The sequence below is a fragment of the Agrobacterium radiobacter genome (genome assembly GCF_040801995.1).
Classification (GTDB): Bacteria; Pseudomonadota; Alphaproteobacteria; order Rhizobiales; family Rhizobiaceae; genus Agrobacterium; species Agrobacterium radiobacter.
Genome location: NZ_JBEGHX010000002.1, coordinates 1050070 through 1070680 on the forward strand (window position 1 = coordinate 1050070; position 20611 = coordinate 1070680).

Annotated in this window: 18 protein-coding genes; 7 read left to right on the plus strand and 11 right to left on the minus strand. The window is 59.9% G+C overall.

Going from position 1 to position 20611, the window contains the following annotated elements:
- Nucleotides 1–3: 3 nt before the first annotated feature.
- The 6 genes from MRBLRC7O_RS18710 to MRBLRC7O_RS18735 form a co-directional block, all read right to left on the minus strand.
- Nucleotides 4–801: an ABC transporter ATP-binding protein gene (locus tag MRBLRC7O_RS18710; protein WP_035225183.1), complete on the minus strand. Its 798-nt coding sequence runs from the start codon at nt 799–801 to the stop codon at nt 4–6.
- A gap of 13 nt (nt 802–814) precedes the next feature.
- Nucleotides 815–1708 carry a nitrate ABC transporter permease gene (ntrB, locus tag MRBLRC7O_RS18715; RefSeq protein ID WP_111820633.1) on the minus strand — a complete coding sequence of 298 codons (894 nt, stop codon included), beginning with the start codon at nt 1706–1708 and terminating at the stop codon, nt 815–817.
- A gap of 113 nt (nt 1709–1821) precedes the next feature.
- On the minus strand, nt 1822–3114 hold the full coding sequence (locus MRBLRC7O_RS18720; RefSeq protein ID WP_111820634.1) for a CmpA/NrtA family ABC transporter substrate-binding protein: 1293 nt from the start codon (nt 3112–3114) through the stop codon (nt 1822–1824).
- 378 nt (nt 3115–3492) lie between these two features.
- Nucleotides 3493–4788 (minus strand): CmpA/NrtA family ABC transporter substrate-binding protein, encoded by a 1296-nt coding sequence (locus MRBLRC7O_RS18725; RefSeq protein ID WP_111820635.1) that lies wholly within the window; start codon nt 4786–4788, stop codon nt 3493–3495.
- A gap of 35 nt (nt 4789–4823) precedes the next feature.
- Nucleotides 4824–5411: an ANTAR domain-containing response regulator gene (locus MRBLRC7O_RS18730; RefSeq protein ID WP_003505855.1), complete on the minus strand. Its 588-nt coding sequence runs from the start codon at nt 5409–5411 to the stop codon at nt 4824–4826.
- A 101-nt stretch (nt 5412–5512) separates the two neighbouring features.
- On the minus strand, nt 5513–6178 hold the full coding sequence (locus MRBLRC7O_RS18735) for a GntR family transcriptional regulator (RefSeq protein WP_111820636.1): 666 nt from the start codon (nt 6176–6178) through the stop codon (nt 5513–5515).
- 266 nt (nt 6179–6444) lie between these two features.
- On the opposite strand from MRBLRC7O_RS18735, the gene MRBLRC7O_RS18740 reads away from it, so the two are divergent.
- The 6 genes from MRBLRC7O_RS18740 to amyA all read left to right on the plus strand — a co-directional run bounded on the left by MRBLRC7O_RS18740 (nt 6445) and on the right by amyA (nt 14264).
- Entirely contained in the window at nt 6445–7701 is a 1257-nt protein-coding gene (locus MRBLRC7O_RS18740) for an NRAMP family divalent metal transporter (RefSeq protein WP_003505852.1), read from the plus strand.
- Between the two features lie 20 nt (nt 7702–7721).
- Nucleotides 7722–8489, plus strand: a complete 768-nt coding sequence (locus tag MRBLRC7O_RS18745; protein WP_003505845.1) for a LamB/YcsF family protein — start codon at nt 7722–7724, stop codon at nt 8487–8489.
- A gap of 11 nt (nt 8490–8500) precedes the next feature.
- Nucleotides 8501–9310 carry a putative hydro-lyase gene (locus MRBLRC7O_RS18750; RefSeq protein WP_003505842.1) on the plus strand — a complete coding sequence of 270 codons (810 nt, stop codon included), beginning with the start codon at nt 8501–8503 and terminating at the stop codon, nt 9308–9310.
- A gap of 7 nt (nt 9311–9317) precedes the next feature.
- Nucleotides 9318–10934, plus strand: a complete 1617-nt coding sequence (locus MRBLRC7O_RS18755) for a 5-oxoprolinase subunit B/C family protein (RefSeq protein ID WP_111820650.1) — start codon at nt 9318–9320, stop codon at nt 10932–10934.
- On the plus strand, nt 10931–12664 hold the full coding sequence (locus MRBLRC7O_RS18760; protein ID WP_111820637.1) for an acetyl/propionyl/methylcrotonyl-CoA carboxylase subunit alpha: 1734 nt from the start codon (nt 10931–10933) through the stop codon (nt 12662–12664). Before MRBLRC7O_RS18755 ends, MRBLRC7O_RS18760 begins: the two co-directional genes overlap by 4 nt.
- A gap of 112 nt (nt 12665–12776) precedes the next feature.
- Nucleotides 12777–14264, plus strand: coding sequence for an alpha-amylase (gene amyA, locus MRBLRC7O_RS18765; RefSeq protein ID WP_111820638.1), 1488 nt, complete (start codon nt 12777–12779; stop codon nt 14262–14264).
- A gap of 30 nt (nt 14265–14294) precedes the next feature.
- On the opposite strand, the gene soxR is transcribed toward amyA, so the two are convergent.
- Entirely contained in the window at nt 14295–14750 is a 456-nt protein-coding gene (gene soxR / locus MRBLRC7O_RS18770) for a redox-sensitive transcriptional activator SoxR (RefSeq protein ID WP_003505833.1), read from the minus strand.
- Between the two features lie 156 nt (nt 14751–14906).
- Nucleotides 14907–17015, minus strand: coding sequence for a TonB-dependent receptor domain-containing protein (locus tag MRBLRC7O_RS18775; protein WP_111820639.1), 2109 nt, complete (start codon nt 17013–17015; stop codon nt 14907–14909).
- Between the two features lie 147 nt (nt 17016–17162).
- Here MRBLRC7O_RS18775 and MRBLRC7O_RS18780 point away from each other — a divergent pair, with 147 nt between their 5' ends.
- Nucleotides 17163–18632, plus strand: coding sequence for a glycosyl transferase family protein (locus MRBLRC7O_RS18780; RefSeq protein ID WP_111820640.1), 1470 nt, complete (start codon nt 17163–17165; stop codon nt 18630–18632).
- Nucleotides 18633–18639: 7 nt separating this feature from the next.
- Here the strand turns inward: MRBLRC7O_RS18780 and MRBLRC7O_RS18785 are convergent, their stop codons facing one another.
- The 3 genes from MRBLRC7O_RS18785 to MRBLRC7O_RS18795 all read right to left on the minus strand — a co-directional run bounded on the left by MRBLRC7O_RS18785 (nt 18640) and on the right by MRBLRC7O_RS18795 (nt 20455).
- Nucleotides 18640–19839: a low temperature requirement protein A gene (locus MRBLRC7O_RS18785; RefSeq protein WP_020812601.1), complete on the minus strand. Its 1200-nt coding sequence runs from the start codon at nt 19837–19839 to the stop codon at nt 18640–18642.
- A 53-nt stretch (nt 19840–19892) separates the two neighbouring features.
- Nucleotides 19893–20177: a hypothetical protein gene (locus MRBLRC7O_RS18790; protein WP_031234381.1), complete on the minus strand. Its 285-nt coding sequence runs from the start codon at nt 20175–20177 to the stop codon at nt 19893–19895.
- 65 nt (nt 20178–20242) lie between these two features.
- Nucleotides 20243–20455, minus strand: coding sequence for a hypothetical protein (locus tag MRBLRC7O_RS18795; protein ID WP_031234382.1), 213 nt, complete (start codon nt 20453–20455; stop codon nt 20243–20245).
- Nucleotides 20456–20611 lie beyond the last annotated feature (156 nt).

The window sequence follows — 20611 nt, forward strand, 5'->3', positions numbered from 1 at the left end:
TCGTTACTCCGCGGCTTCGACGAAGCGGTGACGTTCGTAAAGGAACTTCAGCACGGCTTCGCGGCATTTGAGGTAGGTCTTGTCGGAGGCAAGCTCGATGCGGTTGCGCGGGCGTGCCAGCGGCACGTCAAGCACCTCGCCGATATGGGCGGCGGGCCCGTTGGTCATCATCACGATGCGGTCGGAAAGCAGCACCGCCTCGTCCACATCATGGGTGATCATGACCATGGTATTGCCGAGACGGGCGTGAATTTCCATCACCGCGTCCTGAAGATGAGCGCGGGTCAGCGCGTCCAGCGCGCCGAAGGGCTCATCCAGCAGCAGGATTTTCGGCTCCATGGCGAGCGCGCGGGCAATGCCGACGCGCTGTTTCATGCCGCCGGAAATTTCCGAAGGTTTCTTGTCCTTGGCATGGGCCATCTGCACGAGATCGAGATTGCGCATGACCCAGTCATGCCGCTCGGCCCGGGTCTTGGTGTTGCGGAACACCTTTTCGACGGCAAGATTGACGTTTTCATAGACCGAAAGCCAGGGCAGCAGGCTGTGGTTCTGGAACACGACGGCGCGTTCCGGGCCGGGTTCGTTGACCTCCCGGTTTTCGAGAAGCACCGCACCGGCGGAAACCTTCGTCAGCCCGGCGATGAGGTTCAGCATGGTGGATTTGCCGCAGCCGGAATGGCCGATGACGGAGACGAATTCGCCTTTTTCGATGGTGAGATTGATGCCTTTCAGCACCTCGGCGCGCGAGCCGCCCTTGTCGAAATATTTGTCGATGTGATCGAGCTTCAGATAAGCGTTCATAATATTGGCCCTCTCAATTCGCCGCAGCGCCGCGGGTGATGACCTTGCCGAGCGCCGCCACGAGCTTGTCGAGCATGAAGCCGACAACGCCGATGTAGGCGAGCGCCACGATAATGTCGGGCAGGCGCGAGGAATTCCACGCATCCCAGATGAAGAAGCCGATGCCGACGCCACCGGTCAGCATTTCAGCCGCAACAATGGCGAGCCATGAAAGACCGATGCCGATGCGCAGGCCGGTGAAGATGTAAGGAGCGGCTGATGGCAGCATGATTTTGAAGAAAAATTCGAGTTGATTGAGCCGCAGCACCTGCGCGACATTGCGGTAATCCTGCGGAATATTGCGTACGCCAACCGCCGTATTGATGATGACCGGCCAGATGGAGGTGATGAAAATCACGAAAATGGCCGATGGATTGCTGTCCTGAAAGGCAGCCAGCGAAAGCGGCAGCCAGGCGAGCGGCGGCACGGTGCGTAGCACCTGAAAGATCGGATCAAGGCCGCGCATGGCCCAGACCGACTGGCCGATCACCGCGCCAAGGATGATGCCGGCAACGGCGGCGAGGCCGAAACCATAGGCCACACGCTCAAGCGAGACCAGAACGCGCAGCCCAAGGCCGATATCCTGCGAACCATTCTGGAAAAACGGCGATACGATGAGATCGTAGCTTTCCTCGAAGACCTGGCTCGGCGGCGGCAGCGAGGAGCCGGGCGCGGAACAGAGCAGCTGCCAGACGCCGAGCAGCATGGCGAGAACGACAAGCGGCGGTATGATGTTACGAGCCGCCGCAGCACCCCATTTGCGCAGATCGATCCGCGGCGACTGTTTCGGTGCAAGCGCCACGACGTTTGCCTTCTGCGCCACCGGCTGCTGCGGCTCTTCGTTGAATTTTCGGGCCAATGCGGACATGGGCATTTCCTCTTGATTTCGGTTGCGGTCTGGGCTCGCCCCTCATCCGGTCTTCAGCAGCGCCGGTTGGGCAGAGCTGCTGGCGGATGAGGAGCGACGCCCGGGTCTCCTCCTCAGGAGGCCGCCTTGATGGACAGACTTTCGAGATAGGCGGATGGATTTTCAGGATCGAACACCTTGCCATCGAAGAAGGTTTCCTTACCGCGCGAGGTGGAAGCGGGAAGATCCGCAACGCCGAGATCCTTGGCCGCCGCGCGCCAGATATCCTCGCGGTTTACCTTCTCCACCAGCGCTTTCACGTCCGTATCGGGCGCGAATTTGCCCCAGCGGATGTTTTCCGCGATGAACCAGCTGTCATGGCTGCGGAAGGGATAGGACGCATGGTCCTGCCAGAACTTCATCTGCAGACCGGTATTTTCGAGCACGCGGCCGTTGCCGTAATTGATATTGCCCTTGAGGCGTCCAAGAACGTCCTTCGGCGGCACGTTGAACCATTGGCGCTTGCCGAGGATGGTGGACATTTCCTCCTTGTTCGCCATCTCATCGCACCATTGCTGCGCCTCCATTACGGCCATCAGCAGCGCCTTGGTGGCGTTGGGGTTCTTTTCCACCCAGTCGGCGCGCATGCCGAGCGCCTTTTCCGGATGGCCCTTCCAGAGCTCTCCGGTGGTACAGGCAGTAAAGCCGATGCCCTGATTGACGAGCTGTTCATTCCACGGCTCGCCCACACAGAAGACGTCCATATTGCCGACCTTCATGTTGGCAACCATCTGCGGCGGCGGAACGACGATGGTGGAGACGTCCTTGTCCGGATCGATGCCGCCGGCGGCGAGCCAGTAGCGGATCCAGAGATCATGGGTGCCACCGGGGAAGGTCATCGCGGCCTTGATTTCCTTGCCTTCGGCCTTCTTCTTCTCGAAAGCAGCCTTCAATTTGGAAGCATCGAGCTGAACGCCGGTTTCGGCATATTCCTTGGCGACGGAAATGCCCTGGCTGTCGAGGTTGAGGCGGGCGAGGATGGTCATCGGCACCGGCACATTATTCTGGGTCACCTTGCCGGTGTGCATGAGATAGGGCATCGGCGTCAGAATATGCGCGCCATCAATGCCGTTGGATGCGCCACCAAGCACGAGATTGTCGCGCGTCGCGCCCCAGGAGGCCTGCTTCAGAACCTCGACATCAGGCATGCCATGCTTGGCGAACAGCCCCTTTTCCGCCGCGATGATGAGCGGGGCGGCATCGGTCAGCGCGATAAAGCCGATTTTCGCACCTTTTACTTCCGGCTCGGCGGTGGCTGCGAAAGCACCCGATGGAAAGGCCACGCGCACGGCGCTGACAAGGGCGGCGGCGGCTGTTGTCTTCAATATCGTGCGGCGGCTGACAGCGCCGGAGAATATCTTTTTCATTCGCATGTTCCCCTTATTGGGCCACCTCTGCGGGTGACGTTTTCGCTTGCGAAAAAACCTGAAAATAAAAAACGCCGCTCGGTGTTTGCACCGGCGGAACGGGAGGTGTTCCGGGCAGCAAAACCTTGCGACGTCTGTGTCTTTGAAAGCGCCTATGCCGCGCCCTGCTTGCCCCGATCGCCGTTGACCGGTGCACAAGATGAGAAGCAAGAGGCGTGCCAGTTTATCGAAACTGGGTCATAACACTGAAAATAAAGGGGTATTTTGGGAGACCAATTTGCTGATTAAATTTTAATCAGCGCGTTTTTTGTCTTCAATTTGTGCAAATAGAGGAATTCCGCGCTTGAAATTTGCGCAGCCTGCCAAGCATGACGCCGCTTATGCCTCTCCTGAAGCCGAAGAAAAAGGCGCTGATGTGCGCACGGAAAAGCCGTTCACATAGCCCTCGATGTCGGCGGGATCGAACACGAGGCCGTCCACGAAACGGTCCTGCTCTTCCTGCCCTTCGATGCGGATATCGGCATCATCGGGTGCATTGGCGTCGCCCAGCGCCGCCCGGTAGATATCCGGACGGTAGGCAGACAAGGCGGCTTCCACGCCCCCTCGCGAAAATTCGGCCTGCCCCCAGCGGATCATCTGGCTGTAAATCCACAATGCCTGGCTCTGGCGCGGATAATTGGCGTGACCGCCGTGGAAGATGAAATAATCGTCGATCACCCGGCGGTTGCCCTTGCTGTCGATGCTGAATTCACCGGCAAGCACACGGCGGATGATACCCTCAGGCGCGCCGATATAACGGGGATCGGCGAGTGCACGGCTCAGTTGGTCGTGATTTTCGGCAAGGTCACACCAGCGCGCGGCCGCATCGAGCGCCGTCAGCAGCCGCCCGACCGTTTCCTGCTGGTTTTCCGCCCATTCCGGTCGCATGCCGATAACCTTCTCCGGCGCAGAAGGCCACAGGTCCTGCTTGGCGGCAACGATCCGCCCAACACCGCGCTCGGCGGCGACGATGTTCCAAGGCGCTCCGACGCAGAAACCATCGATAGCCCCTGCGGCCAACGCGTCCGACGTCAATGGCGGCGGCACCACCACAAGCTTGACGTCGTGATCGGGGTGAATGCCGCCGGCGGCGAGCCAATAGCGAAATTCGTAATTATGCGATGAAAACGGATAGGTCATGCCGAGTGTCGGCGGCGGTTCGCCGCGCGCCCGCATATCATCGAGCACCCGCTTCAACGCCTGGGCATTTTCGAGTGCGCCCGCCGTTTCGGAAAGCCCTGTCAAAGCCTTCATCCGGGCAAACAGGCGGGTCGAAAGCGTGATCGCATTGCCGCCGCGTCCGAGCGAAAAAGGCGTGATCGTCGGCGACGGGTTGGAACCGAGCCCGAGCATGGAGGCGACGGGCATCGGCGACAGCATATGGGCGATATCGAATTGCCGGAACGCCAGCCGGTCGCGCACATTCGCCCAGGAGACATCTTTGACGAGATCGAGCGAAAGGCCTTCGCGTTCGGCAAAACCGAATTCGGCAGCGGCGATCAGGACGGATGCATCGACAAGCGGGATAAAGCCGGCACGCAGGATTTTCTGCCGGTCGCCGCCGACGATTGCCGGCGCGCCCGGGGCTTTCGTTACTCCGCCGTCTGATCCGGCCGTTTTTTCCGGTGCCGCCATATCATGCACTCCTTGACTGTCCGACCGGCGGTTCGTCACATCAACAAACCGGCCGCGGTGACCACGCTTTGCGCGATCTCGGAAATCTTCTTTTTCTCATTCATCGCCGTCTGGCGCAGAAGCGCGAAGGCCTCCTCTTCGGAAAGGCCGCGCATCTTCATCAGGATGCCCTTGGCGCGCTCGATGACCTTGCGCTCCTCCAGCGCCGATTTGGCATCGGCGAGTTCCCGCTGCAATCGGCTGAAAGCATTGAAGCGGCTGACCGCCATATCGAGAATGGGCTTGACCCGCTCCTTCTTCAGCCCGTCCACCACATAGGCGGAAACGCCCGCCTCGACGGCAGCCTCGATGGAGGCCGTATCGGAGCGATCGACGAACATGGCAATAGGCCGGCCGACCGTGCGGGTGAGCTGGAACAGATGCTCCATCATGTCACGATTGGGATTTTCGAGATCGATGAAGATGACATCGGGCTGCAGCGTCTCGATGGTACGCGCGACCCCGTTCACCTCATGGATAACAGTGACGCGACTATAACCGGCTTCGCGCAGCCCCTCTTCAATGATGGAGGCGCGGATCGCGTTTTCGTCTAAAACGAGAATGGTCAGGTCGCGAAGCGTCATGTCAGCATTGATGACGCAGCGCAGCAAACTTGGCAATCGGCTGCGGATGCAAAAAATGGATGAAGCGACAAGGGCCGTTTTCTCCCCTGCCGCCCATCATATCAGGATGGGTGTTCGACGGCGCGTTCGAGCGCCTTCAAAACCGTCCGCTCGGAAAGATTGAGATAGATTTCCATCTCGTCGCCAGCCTCTTGCGCCTTTCCTTCTTCCATCAGCGATAAAATCTTGCTGTTCATGTCCACAAAGGGGGAATGAAGCTGTTCGGGATCCTTCAGCAAACCGAAACAAAGCCTGAGCTCAGCAGCGATACGCTCGTAAAAGTCGCTGAGACGGGCGCTGTCTAGAAGATCGACGGCGGCGGCATGAAACTTCATGTTGGCGCTGCCCACGCCCAGCCAGTCGGCCTCGTCACGCTTGACCTTGGCATCTTCGACGGCTGCCCGCATCGCCTTGATCGCGGGGTGCTTGTGCCAGGCCTGGCGCAGCGCGCCACATTCCACCATGCGCCGCACCCGATAGATATCGATGACCGAAGACATGGTGGGAACGGCGACAAACACGCCGCGATTGGCCTCGTGGCGCAACAGGCCGTCCTTGGTCAGCAGCCGGAAAGCTTCGCGCAGCGAATTGCGGGAGACGTCGAAACGTTCACTGAAGGCTGCCTCTGAAAGGCGCTGCCCCGGCATCAGCTCGCCTGATATCAGCAGGGTGCGGATACCCTTGGCCAATCGATCCGCAAGCGGCAGACCCTCTATCGTTTCCGTCATGACGCTCCTTTCCGTAAGAGCAATGCAGCATCGGGAATTCCGTGACAGGCATGTTCGGACACGGCATGATTGCCCATAGCACAAAGCATTAGCAAAGCACGAAAAAAACGTGATGAATTCCTGCGCATAACGTCCAACAAATGAACAGAATAAGAGAACGATTATTATTTATTGTTGAACAATATTGACAATTTCGCGGAACACGACAAGATCGGCCGCATAAAGCATCCGCGAGGGGCGGATTGCGATTGGAGCGGAGAAAATCCATGGAGCAGAACAAGCTCTCGCCCGCCGACCCTAACGAGGTTGCGCGCAAGGCGAAGAATCAGCGTTATGCCTTGCTTTCGGCAATGTTCCTGATGTCGATGTCGGCCGTCGGACCGGGCTTCATCACGCAGACGGCGAATTTCACGGTGAAACTGGGCGCCGCATTCGCATTCGCCATCATTATTTCCATACTGATCGACTTCGTCGTGCAGGCCAATATCTGGCGCATCGTCACCATCACCCGCATGCGCGCGCCGGCGATTGCCAATGCCGCCATTCCGGGCTCGGGTTATCTGCTCGCCATTCTCGTCATCATCGGCGGCCTGTTCTTCAATATCGGTAATATCGGCGGCGCTGGCCTCGGCTTCAACGCCATGATCGATCTCGACCCGAAGATCGGCGGCGCGATCGGCGCGCTGGCGGCCATCGGCATCTTCCTGTCGCGCCGGGCGGGCATCGCCATGGACCGCGTGGTTTTCGTGGCCGCCTTCGTCAAACTCGCGCTGATCGTTTATGCGGCTTACGTCTCCGGCCCGCCCGTGGCGGAAGCCTTCCGCCAGACCTTCCTGCCCGATACCATCGATTTCGTCACCATCACCACCATCGTCGGCGGCACGGTCGGTGGTTATATCACCTATGCCGGCGCGCATCGCCTGCTGGACAAGGGCATGGTGGGCGTTGAAAATATCAACGCGGTCAATCGTGCGGCCCTGAGCGGCATCGCGATTACCGGCGTGCTGCGCTACATCCTGTTCCTTGCCATCCTCGGTGTCGTCGCCAGCGGCGTGGTCATCGATCTCTCCGGCAAGGCGGCAAACCCCGCCGGCCAGGCTTTCCATGCCGCCGCCGGCGATATCGGCTTCCGCCTGTTCGGCGCGGTCTTCCTCGCCTCCGCCATGACCAGCATCATTGGTGCGGCCTATACCTCCGTGTCGTTCCTGACGGCTTTCAAGCCTGACATAACGGAGCGCCAGCGAAACCTGGCAACCGTCGGCTTCATCGCCATTTCGCTGATTGCCTATGTCATCATCACCACACCGCCAGCAGCCATGCTCGTCTTCGTCGGTGGCCTCAACGGTCTCGTTCTGCCGATCGGCCTTTCGATCTTCATGTATGCAGCCTGGAAACGCGCCGATCTGATGCACGGTTATCACTACCCGCGCTGGTTGCTGGTGCTTGGCGTGCTGACCTGCGCACTCACCTGGTATATGGCCTATAAGTCGGCGGGCGCGATCTTCGCCCTGCTCGGCTACTGATAAATTCAAGGGAGGCAAACATGGCCGCTATCGATCTCAACAGCGATCTTGGCGAAAGTTACGGCGCGTGGCGCATGGGTGACGACGAGGCGATGCTCGCCATCGTCTCCAGCGCCAACATCGCCTGCGGATTTCACGCAGGTGATCCGGCCGGCATCTACCGCACCGTCAAGGCCGCTGCCGAAAAAGGCGTGGTTGTCGGCGCCCATGTCTCCTATCCGGACCGCGTCGGCTTCGGCCGCCGTGATCTGGACGCGACCTCGGAAGAGCTGATTGCCGATGTCATCTATCAGATCGGCGCGCTGAAAGGCGTCGCCGCCGCTGCCGGCACCACGGTGCGTTACGTCAAACCGCATGGCGCGCTCTACAACCGCATCGCCAATGACGCGAAACAGGGGCAGGCCGTTATCGACGGCATCAAGGCGATAGACTCGTCGCTGGTATTGATGGGCCTTGCCAATGCCCCCATCCTCGATCTCGCCCGCAAGTCCGGTCTTGCCGTCGTTGCCGAAGCCTTTGCGGATCGTGCCTATACGCCTCAGGGCCAGCTCGTTTCCCGCCGGGAAGCCGGTGCCGTCCTGCATGATGCGGCAAAGATCGCCGACCGCATGGTGCAGCTCGCCCGCGAAGGCACGCTGGAGGCAATCGATGGCAGCATCATAAAAATCGAGGCGCAATCCATCTGCGTGCATGGCGACAGCCCCGGCGCGGTTGCCATCGCCCAGGAAATCCGCCGCCGTTTCGAGGCTGATGGCATCGACATCCGCTCCTTCGCATCCAATCGCTGAAAGGGTAGCCGATGACGATACCGACATCCTATCTCAACCACACGGACGCGGACGCCGCGCGAAAGGCCCGCGCCATCTATCGCGACGGCCTCGTCGCCCCAACCTCTGGCATCGCACCCGGCTTCACGCAGGCGAACATGATCGTGCTGCCGCGCGACTGGGCTTTCGATTTCCTGCTTTATGCGCAGCGCAATCCCAAACCCTGCCCGGTGCTTGATGTCTCCGATCCCGGCTCGCCCACCACGCTTCTCGCGCCCGGTGCCGATCTCAGAACTGATCTACCGCTCTACCGCATCTGGCGGGACGGCAAGCTTGCCGAGGAAACGGCTGATGCCACCGCTGCGTGGGCTGAGCGTGACGATCTCGTCGCTTTCCTGATCGGCTGCAGCTTCACCTTCGAAACGCCGATGGTGGAAGCGGGCATCGAAATCCGCCACATGACCGACAAGAGCAATGTGCCAATGTATCTCACCAACCGGCCCTGCCGTCCGGCGGGTCGGCTGAAGGGCAATATGGTCGTTTCCATGCGGCCGATCCCGGCGTCGCGTGTTGCCGATGCGGCAACCATTTCGGGACGTTTTCCGGCGGTGCATGGCGCGCCCGTGCATGTCGGCGCGCCGGAAGAAATCGGCATCATCGATCTTGCCAAACCCGACTTCGGTGATGCGGTGCGGATCGAGCCGGGTGAGGTTCCGGTCTTCTGGGCCTGCGGTGTGACCCCTCAGGCCGCGGTCATGGCATCCGGCGTGCCTTTTGCGATCACCCATGCGCCGGGCCACATGTTCATCACCGATATTCCCGATTCCGCCTATCACGCGTGAGGATATGATGCGTTTTCTCCCCGTCAGCCTCACCACCATTCTTGTCGAACTTGCCGATCTCGATGAAACGCTGGCGCTTTTCGCCTCGCTTCAGAGTGATCCGGTCGAGGGCATCGAAGAGACGGTGCCGGCGGCCCGCACGTTGATGATCCGTTTCCGCCCCGAAAAGATCGGTGCGGAGACGCTGGCCGCGCAGCTCGCAAGCCGTGATCTTTCGGCGAAAATTGCACCTTCGGACAATCTCGTCGAAATCCCAGTCCATTATAATGGCGAGGACCTCGCCGATGTTGCCGAACTGACCGGCATGAGCATAGAAGAGGTCATCCGTCGCCACACCGAAAGCGAATTCACCGTGGCCTTTTGCGGTTTCGCTCCCGGTTTCGGTTATCTGGTCGGCGGCGATCCGGGCCTGCATGTGCCGCGCCGGCAAAGCCCGCGCACCCGCATTCCCGCCGGCTCAGTGGCATTGGCTGGTGCCTTCAGCGGCGTCTATCCGCAAAACAGCCCCGGCGGCTGGCAGATCATCGGCACGACGCCGGTGAAAATGTGGGATATTGACCGCGATCCCGGCGCACTTTTCCAGCCGGGTTACCGGGTGCGTTTCTTCGACATGAACAAGGCCGGCAAGACGGTCGATATTCCCGTCTCGGCACCGCGTAGTTCGCAAAAAGAACCGACAAAGGACGGCCCACATTTCGAGGTGCTCACCGCACCCATGCCCGCCATCTTTCAGGATCTCGGCCGCTTCGGCCAGACAGGGCAGGGTGTATCGGCTTCCGGCGCCTTGGATCGCGGTGCGTTCAACGCCGCAAACCGCATCGTCGGCAATCCGGTTAATACGCCGTGCCTTGAACTGACGCTCGGCGGTTTTTCCTTCAGGAGCACAAGCCGCACTGTCATCGGCATTGCCGGTGCGCCCTGCCCCGTCACCATTACCACGGCGGATGGCAGCTTCGCGGCAAAGACCGATGGCCCGGTATCCCTCGAACCCGGCGATGTCGTGACTTTCGGCCAGCCGCCGAAGGGCATGCGCTGTTATCTTGCGGTACGCGGCGGCTTTGATGTTGAGCCGGTACTCGGCAGTTTCGCAACCGATACGCTCGCTGTTGTCGGTCCCGAACCGGTGGGCGCTGGCGCCGTCCTTTCGCTCAAGGGTGAGAAGTCCGGCCTCTCCAGCGTATCGATCAACGAAGTTCCGGCCTTCGAACCTCCGGCAACCGGTGAGGTCGTGACACTGGACGTCGTTCTCGGCCCCCGCACCGACTGGTTCACGCAGAAGGGTATCGAGACGCTGACCGGCCAGTTCTGGCAGGTCACGCCGCAATCGAACCGCGTCGGCATCCGCCTTGCCGGCGACGTGCCGGTGGAACGCAAGGACAGCGCCGAACTGCCGAGTGAAGGCACGGCGACAGGGGCGATCCAGATACCGCATAGCGGCCAGCCGGTTCTCTTCCTTGCCGATCACCCGCTGACCGGCGGTTATCCCGTCATCGGCGCGGTGGCGGAATATCATCTCGATCTTGCCGGGCAGATCCCCGTCAACGCCAAAATCAAATTCCGCCCGATCGGCCTATTCGCCGAAATCGCGGCCAAGAACATAGAATTCCGAGGAGAAGAGCGATGAAAAAAGTGCTGATTGCCAATCGCGGCGAGATCGCGGTGCGCATCATCCGCGCATGTCGCGATTATGGCCTGCAATCGGTCGCCGTTTATGCCGATCCCGATCAGGATGCGCTTTTCGTCCGGCTGGCGGATGAAGCCTATGCGCTGGAAGGCGTGCGCCCGGCCGAGACCTATCTCGATATCACCAAGCTGATCGCGATTGCCAAACGTGCCGGCGCGGATGCCGTGCATCCCGGCTACGGCTTCCTGTCCGAGCGTGCTGAATTCGCGCAGGCCGTGCTTGATGCCGGCTTGATCTGGATCGGCCCGGACCCGCAGGTTATCGAAGCATTGGGCGACAAGGTCGAGGCGCGGCGCATCGCCACCGGCGTCGGCGCACCGCTGGTCGCCGGCAGCGACGGCCCGGTCTCTTCCGCCGCCGAAGTCACAGCCTTTGCCGAAGAACACGGCCTGCCCGTCGCCATCAAGGCAGCGCATGGCGGCGGTGGTCGCGGCCTGAAAGTTGCTTGGAAGATGGAAGAGATCGCCGATCTCTACGAATCCGCCGTGCGCGAGGCGACGGCCGCCTTCGGCCGCGGCGAGTGCTTCCTCGAACGTTTCCTTGACCGGCCGCGCCATATCGAGGCGCAGGTTCTCGCCGACAAGCACGGCAATGTGCTGGTACTCGGCACCCGCGACTGCTCGCTGCAGCGCCGGAACCAGAAACTGATCGAAGAAGCCCCTGCCCCCTTCCTGTCCGCCGAACAGCGTCAGAAAATCCATGCGGCCGCCAAGGCGATCTGCGCTGCCGCTGGTTATTCCGGCGCCGGCACCGTCGAATTCCTTCTCGGCGTCGACGGCACGATTTCTTTCCTCGAGGTCAATACGCGCCTGCAGGTGGAACATCCGGTTACCGAGGAAACCACAGGCATCGATCTCGTCATCGAACAGTTCCGCATTGCCGAAGGCCACAAGCTACGGGTGCTTGAAACGCCGGAGCCGCGTGGCCACTCCATGGAGTTCCGCATCAATGCCGAAGATCCCGGCCGGGGTTTCCTGCCCACACCCGGCTCGATCTCGGTTTTCGACGCACCTTCAGGTCCCGGGATTCGCGTGGATAGCGGTGTCGTCAGCGGCTCCAGCGTGCCTGGCGTATTCGACTCGCTGATGGCGAAGCTGATCGTCACCGGTGCCGACCGCGATCAGGTCCTGCGTCGCGCCCGCCGCGCGCTGAAGGAGTTCCGCATCGAAGGCATCGCCACGGCGCTGCCATTTCATCGCGCAGCGATCGAAACCGAAGACTTCATCGGCACGGATGGGTTCAAGGTTCATACCCGCTGGATCGAGACCGATTTTGCCGCCATGCCGGATGCGATGGAACGACCGGCACCGGCCGACGACCCTTCCGTTACTCGCACTTTTCTGGAAATCGACGGCAAGCGCGTATCGGTTGGCCTGCCCAGCCTGCTGCTCTCCAGTCTCGGTGCGGTTAGCGGCAGCAGCGCGGCTGTTCCGGGCGCCGCCGCCACCAAGGAAAAGGAAGGTGAAATCCTCGCCCCGGTTTCCGGCACCTTGCAGTCCTTCAAGGTGGAAGACGGCGACACGGTTTCGCAAGGCGATCTTCTGGCCGTGATGGAAGCCATGAAGATGGAGACGCAGATTGTCGCCCCCAAGGCCGGCAAAGTCCGTCTGATCGTCAAGGAAGGCGACTATCTGCAGGCGGGCGCTGCTCTTCTCGACATAGCCGGCTAATATACGGACGGGCCATCGGGCCTCACAATTGCAGATCGCGCATCCCCGGCGGCGGAACCCTTTCGCCGCCGGGCCGTTTATGGCGCGACCTGCTAACTACTGTGAGGGAAATATGGCCGGACGCACCTTGCTTCAGTTCTTCCATTGGTATTATCCGGACGGAGGGAAATTATGGAGCGAGGTGGCCGAAAAGGCCGAAAGCCTTGCGAAAATGGGTATCACCGACGTTTGGCTGCCGCCCGCCTACAAGGGCGCCGCCGGCGGTTATTCTGTAGGTTATGATACCTACGATCTCTTCGACCTCGGCGAATTTGACCAGAAGGGCACCGTCGCCACCAAATATGGTGATCGCGCCGCCCTCGAACATGCCGGACGAACGCTGAAGGAAAACGGCATCCGTGTCATTCACGATGTTGTTCTCAATCACAAGATGGGTGCCGACGAGAAGGAAAAGGTGCGGGTTCGCCGCGTCAATCCTGAGGACCGTACCGAGATCGATGATGAAGACTTTCCGGCGCTTGCCTATACACGCTTCACCTTTCCCGGTCGCAACGGCAAACATTCCAAATTCATATGGGACCTGAAGTGCTTCAGCGGTGTCGACCATATCGAGGAGCCGACCGAAGACGGCATTTTCCGCCTCGTCAACGAATATGGCGATGGGGAATGGAATGAGGAAGTCGATCAGGAAAACGGCAATTTCGACTATCTGATGGGTGCGGATGTCGAGTTCAGGAACCGGGCGGTTTACGAGGAACTCAAATATTGGGGCCGCTGGCTCTCCGAGCAGGTGCAGGTTGATGGCTTCCGCCTGGACGCCGCAAAACATATCCCGGCCTGGTTCTTCCGTGACTGGGTCGGCCATATGCGCGAAACGGTCGATCCGGATCTCTTCGTCGTGGCGGAATATTGGCACCCCGATCTCGAGGCGCTGAAAAGTTATCTCGAACTGGTCGACAAGCAGCTCATGCTTTTTGACGTCGCCCTTCACCACAGCTTCCATGACGCCTCGAAACAGGGTGGTGATTTCGACATGCGCAACATCTTCGATGGCTCGCTTGTCTCCGCCGTTCCCGACCACGCCGTCACGCTGGTCGATAATCACGACACCCAGCCGCTGCAATCGCTGGAAGCGCCGGTGGAACCCTGGTTCAAGCCTCTTGCCTACGCTATCATTCTGCTGCGCGAAGATGGCGTGCCCTGCGTCTTTTATCCCGATCTGTTCGGCACCCGTTATACCGACACCGGAAATGACGGCAACGAACACGAGATCATCATTCCGGCCATCGAATGCCTGCCGGCGCTTATCGAGGCCCGCAGCCTTTTCGCCAACGGAGCCCAGACGGATATTTTCGACGACCCGAGCTGCATTGCCTTTATTCGCCACGGCACTGCCGACGCGCCGGGCTGCGTGGTGGTGATGTCGAATGGCGAGCCGGCGGAAAAGCAGATCGATCTCGGTCCCGATCACGCCGGAGCGGTCTGGCGCGACTTTCTCGGGCACCGTGAAGAACGGATTACCCTTGATGAGAGCGGCAAGGGCGTCTTTTCCACCAATGGCGGCAGCGTCAGCGTTTGGGTTCCAGCCGAATCCGAGTGAGGAATAACCGTCCCGGTCCGAAAATTCTGCTCACTCTGCGGATACGAGACGGCGCGGACCCGCGCCGTCATCGGCCAGAACATCATTCGGGTTGCGTAACGGACAATCATCCAGCGAAAGGCACCCGCAACCGATACAGCCGGTAAGCTGATCGCGCAGCATGATCAGGTTGTTGATGCGAAGCTGGAGCATTTCCCGCCAGGATTGGGAAAACCTGCGCCAATCGGCCGTCGTCGCTACCCTGTCTTGCGGCAGATCGGCCATCGCATCCCTGATGATGCTGAGCTGTATACCGGCCCGCTGCGCGATGCGGATGATGGCGATGCGCCTCAGAACGGCGCGATGATAACGACGTTGATTACCGGCGGTGCGCCAGCCCTCGATCAATCCTTTCGCCTCGTAAAAATGGATTGTGGAGACGGCAATACCGCTGCGACGGGCAACCTCCCCGACCGTCAGGCTGTGTTTAAATATGGTATTTTCCATTCTGGCTCCTGCTTCCGGACGATTTCCGCTCGGAAAACGCGGAAACACACTGAAGAGCAGCCTGTATAATTCCTCAACCATAGTTGAGGTCAATAGACGAACGTTCAAAAAAAGAGGCGCCCGAAGGCGCCTCTGAATTTCGTGACTGTGTCCAGATCAGAACTTCGCTGTCATGCTGATCCAGAAACGTCGGCCTTCCATGACGGTGTTGAAATCGTCGGTGCCGACATCCTTGTCGAAGACATTGTAGATGGCGGCATTGAGGTCGACATTTTCGGCGACCGCGTATTTCGCCCCGATATCCAGCGTGGTGTAGGCGTCATATTTGCGACCGGCCTTGCCATTGATCGTCACCGGCGTGCCATTCGTGCCGATGCGCGGGCCGGTGTTGATTTCCGATCCGTGGTAATTCAGCGAGGCCCAGGCTTCCAGACCATCAATCGGGGTCACCCAGTCGCCGCGCAGATTGGCCATATGCTCAGGTGTGCGCGCCAGGGGGAAACCCTCATAGTCACCGGTTTTCTGTTCGGAATGCGTATAGGTATAGTTGCCGCGCAGCGTCAGTTCCGGCGTCGCATACCAGGTCGCCGTCAGTTCCACACCCTGAATGACCGCATCGTCGATGTTGTAGTTATACCAGAGACGATAGTTGCGGTCTTCGCTCCAGCGGGCCGGTGTTCCATCCGGATTGAGCACCAGCGCGTTGGAGATCTTGTCCTTGAAATCGGTATAGAAATAGGTAGCGCCGAGGGCGACGTCGCCATTGTCCCAGAGGGCGGCGACTTCGTAGCTCGTACTCTTTTCCGCTTCGAGGTTGGGATCACCGATGATCACGCCGCAGGTGCCGCTTGGGCCATAGCTGCAGCCGCCGCCACCCGTCGTATAGGCGTAACCCGGCGCGATCTGGCGGATTTCCGGGGCGCGGAAACCGGTGGAAATGCCGCCCTTGATGGTCAGCTCTTCGGTCGCACTCCAGACGCCATAAAGGCGCGGGCTGAAGTGATTGCCATACTTCTCGTGATTATCGAGACGAAGACCGCCCGTCAGCGCGAAATTATCGACAATGCGCCATTCATCCTCGAGGAAGAGCGCCCATTGCGTCGCCGAAAATGTCTCATCGCGACCGGTGCGGCGTCCCGGATTCTGGTCCGTCAGCCGCGCCTCGAAATATTGTCCGCCTGTGACCAGCGTGTGGTTGCCGAACAATTCGAAGGGCGTGGTGAACTTGCCGTCGAGAACGGTATTGCGCACTTCCGGCGAGCGCGGGTTTTCGGTCACGCGGCCCGTGCGGATATTTCTGGTGAAGTTGGTGCGCTCCGCCCATTCCTGCTGGAACGAGAACTCGGATGTGGTCGGCCCCCAGCGGCCGGTATGCGACAGCGACCAATGGTCACGCGTATTGGTGTTGTAGGTGCCGTTGGCATCCGTCGCTGCCAGCGTCTCGCCGGGTTCGGCGTCGCGACGCAGCCGCGTCTTGCCGCCTTCGAGATAGATGTCATGATCTTCATTCGGCGTGAATGTCAGGCGGCCGTTGAAATCATATTCCTTGGCGCCCGTGGTGCCGTTCAGAATACCGTCTTCGCCGCGCGTGAAGCCCCTGCCCCAGACCTGCAGGCCGAGCTGGTCCTTCAGGATCGGTCCGTTGGCATACCAGGAGACCTGACCGCTATTGCCGAATTTGGAATGTTGCTGAACCGTGCCTTCGGTCGTGACCGAGCCGGACCAGACATCGCCGACCTTGCGGGTGATGATGTTGATGACGCCGCCCATGGCATCCGAACCGTAAAGCGAGGACATCGGCCCACGCACTACCTCGATGCGTTCGATCGCCGAAACCGGCGGCACGAAACTCTGTTCGAAGCCGGAATTGCCGTTTGTGCGGGCATCGCGTGTGCTCTGTCGCTTGCCGTCAACCAGAACCAGCGTGTAAGCGCCGGGCAATCCGCGAATGAAAATATCCTTTTCATTGGCAATGCCGGTGACGGACACGCCCTGAACTTCGCGCAATGCATCGGTCAGATCGCGATAGGACCCTTTTTCCAGATCTTCCCGCGTGACAACCGTGATGCTGGCCGGAGCATCCTTCACATTCTGCTCGAAGCCGGATGCGGTGACCACAATCTGCTGGAGAACCGTAGTTCCCTCGGGGGCCTGCTGCGCGAAAGCCGGCATAGCAAGGCCCAAAGCCGTGCCCGCCATTGCTGCAGAAACACCGGTCTTTATTGTTGTCGCAGCCCTGTTCTGACCGCGGTACTTCAATTCCATGTTACGCCCCCGCATTTAACTTGAGAATTTAACCCCACTTATTTAGGAGGGGGTGCGGGCGCAACGCGTTTGTTTTCGAACAGTTCTAAATTCCAGAAATTGCAAAAAGGGCTCCCCGAATGAGCGGCGGAGTAAAAAAATCGCAAGATGACAACCGGCAAGAGAAAAGAAGAACCAGCCTCCACGACAAAACCCGACAGGCTCGGACAGCTGAAATTACTTGTCGCTTTTGATGCGTTGTTGCGGGAAGGCAGTGTAAGCCGGGCTGCGGCGGGCATGGGACTGCCGACATCTTCGATGAGCCGCATTCTGCAACAGCTCCGGGAAAGATACGGAGACCAGCTTTTTTTGCGTACTGGCCAGGGCCTGCGCCCTACCCCCTTTGCGGAGAATATGCGGCTGCGCATTCGATCGCTGGCGGCGGAGGCCGAGAACCTGATCGACTATTCGCAGGGCAGACCGGAGGCGCCGGCCGCCCTCGATAAAAGCGGTTGGGAACAGCCGGTATTGATGAAGGCGCCGCCGCTTTCCCTTCGCCCCAGCGTTCTTCTGGAAGGCCAGCCGACACCGGAAAATATTGCCGACCGTCTCGCCCGCATCGGGCACAATGCCGATCCGCAGCACCGGCTTGCCAAATATATCGCGACCTCGGCAATGGGCATCGGCAACAGCCGTCCGCTCGCCCAAGACGAGGCAATGGATGCGCTGTCGATCATTCTCGAGGGCGATGCCGATCCCATACAGATCGGCGCACTGCTCGCCACCATGCATTATCGCGGCGTGACCGCGGCCGAACTTGCCGGCTTCATCGAGGCCATGTGGCAACATATCGAAAGAGATCGGCAGCAGCCGGCGGCGGCGGATCTTGACTGGCCGGCCTACATGTCGCCGAAACATCGCGATGCACCGTGGTTCCTGCATTCAGCCCGCCTGGTTTCCATGGCGGGATACAGCGTTCTGTTGCACGGCCATGTGGGTCAGGGCGAAAATGGCGGCAAGCTTGAACTTGCCGCACAGGCCTGCGGCATTCCCCTTTGCCATTCGCTTTCACAGGCGGCCGAAGCCACATCCTCAGAGCGCATCGCCTATCTGCCGATCGGTGGCCTGTCCCTGCAATTTCAGAGCCTGCTCGGCCTGCATGGCATTCTGGAGATGCGCCTGCCGCTCAACACGGTCGTCCATCTTCTCAACCCGCTTCGCGCCCGAAGCACTATCATCGGCGTGGCCCGGCCATCCTATCAGGAACTTCACCGGGACACGGCTCGGCTGCTTTCGGTGGAAAACCTCGCCATTCTCGGCAATACGCGGGATTTTGCGCAATTCACCCCTTTCCGCACCACCCGGATTTTTGGCCTTTCAAAGGGCAGGGATGTCGAATTCCTCATTCCCGCCCGCGAGGCGCCGCCCGCCGAAATGCCGACCATGTTCACCACCTTCGAATATTGGCGGGCGGTCTGGACGGGGGCGGCGAGGGACAAAAGAGCCGAAACCATCATCATTTCCACCGCCGCCATCGCGCTGATGCTGGTCAATGATATGACTCTGCCCTTTGAGGAAGCTTATGCACGTAGCCTTCGGCTCTGGAACGACAGGGCGCGTAATCTGACCAATGCGTGACTAGCAGTCAGGCATTGGTGCCTGCTTTTTTCAGTGCCAAATATTCCCAGAGGGCGACGAGCAGGAGAATTCCCGTGCTTGCCAGTTGCAGCACAAAAAGCGGAATACCCGGCGCCGGCAAAAGCAGGCAGAGCGCCACCACGCCGGCAAAATGCGAAACCGGCCGCTGATAGGCGGCGGCAATCTTGACGCCGATATTGCCGGCCAGAAACAGGACGGGACCGCCGAGAATGGCGATCGCCTCCCGCATGGTCGCGCCTTCGCGCGCGTGGGAGAGGCTGAAATCCTCACCTACCGCCGTCAGGATAATGCCGGCCACGATGGGCAAATGCCCGTAGTTAAAAAGATTATGGGCAATCTTCGCTTTTTCTTCGGCGTTCTCGGCTTTTCTCGAAGCCTCCTCCTGCCCGTGATGAAAATAGATCCACCACATCGCCACGGTGCTGACGAAAGCCGAGCAGAAGACGATGAATGTCAGACCCGAATTCATATATTCCGTGGCCGTGCGCCCCGTGGTGAGGATCGTTTCCCCAAGGCAGATGATGACGAAAAGCGCACATCGCTCCGCCAGATGCTCGCCGGAAAGATGCAGCCGGTCCTCGTCGCTTGAGGCCAAGCCCGGCACGACATAACGGCAGGCGGGGCCGGCATATTCGATTGCAAGCGCGATGCCCCACAGAAGAATGCGATCCGCCAGATCGACCAGTCCACCGGCCAGCCAGAACAGGCTTGATACCGCGAGCCAGATCGTCACGCGCACAAATACCAGAAAAGACTGCCGGTCTTCATCCTTGAAAGCATACAGCGCAAAGAGGCTTCGCCCCACCTGCATCGCGCTGTAGATCAGGGCGAAGACAAGGCCCTGTTCCGCAAAAGCCTCCGGCAGCGCGATGGCGAGCAAAACGCCACCGAACATCAGGACAAACAGCAAAATCCTGACCGGCTCCTTTTCCGTGTTCAACAGGTTTGTGATCCAGGTGGTGTGTATCCATAGCCACCAAAGCGATAATATCAGGATGCCCGCCTCAAGCGCGGCCGTCGGCCCAAAATCTTTGGCGAGGGCGTGAGAGAGCTGGATCAGCGCGAAAACGAAGACCAGATCGAAGAACAATTCGGGGAAACTGGCTTTTCCGGCATCCTGCCCCTCCCGCCTTATCCAGCTTTCCCCATCCGCCTTGCGTGAATAAGTCTCGCCCTTGGCTCTCATGCCACCCCCGTCAGATATTGGTCGTCGCGATACGTCCGCTCACCAATGGCCTCTCACCGTTGGGAAAAAATCTCTTCGCTGCCCGCTTCGACCGGGTTCAATTTTTGACCGGGAAACTCCAGCGCCCGCGCACTGTCGGGATAAAAACGCGGCCCGACCAGACGAACCTTTTTTCCCGACACGTCGGTAATGTAGTTCGGGGCCAAGACCTTTGGCGGAAGTGGGGTGCTATCTGCCCTGGAAACCTCGAGCGTGCTGACCTCGATAGGTTGGGCAAATACCGGCAAGCCCGTCATAGTGGCGAGCGCGGCTGCGAGAAAAAATGATCTTGGAAACATGGGACGCATCCTGGCACAATTGTTTGCGCCATAAACAGCCCTCGCCCGCTTTGGTTCCGCCCCTTTCAGATGTCCTCATCGAGGTAGGAGCGATATTGGACATAGTCCGCGCTCGGTTGCCCATCGACGACTTCGGGCGGCCGACCTTGACCGCCGGGAAGATGGCCGGCGTTTTCGAGCTCCGCCCTCAGAAGCTTTTCAATGGCCCTGTCCCAGGGCAAAGCGTTGTCCGCCATATAGAGAGCGACGGAGAGTTCCATATCATCCGGAAAATTCATCGGCTCAGCCATCCGTTTAAGCAATGAAGCGCAAACGCGGGACCTTGCCGAAAGTTCAACGTCGCCCGCCTCCACCCGAGGCCCGTCGTCTTTCAAATGTGCATTCCCGTGGAACTCATCCCGGGTTTTACAGCAGCCGGACATGCCTTTTATCCG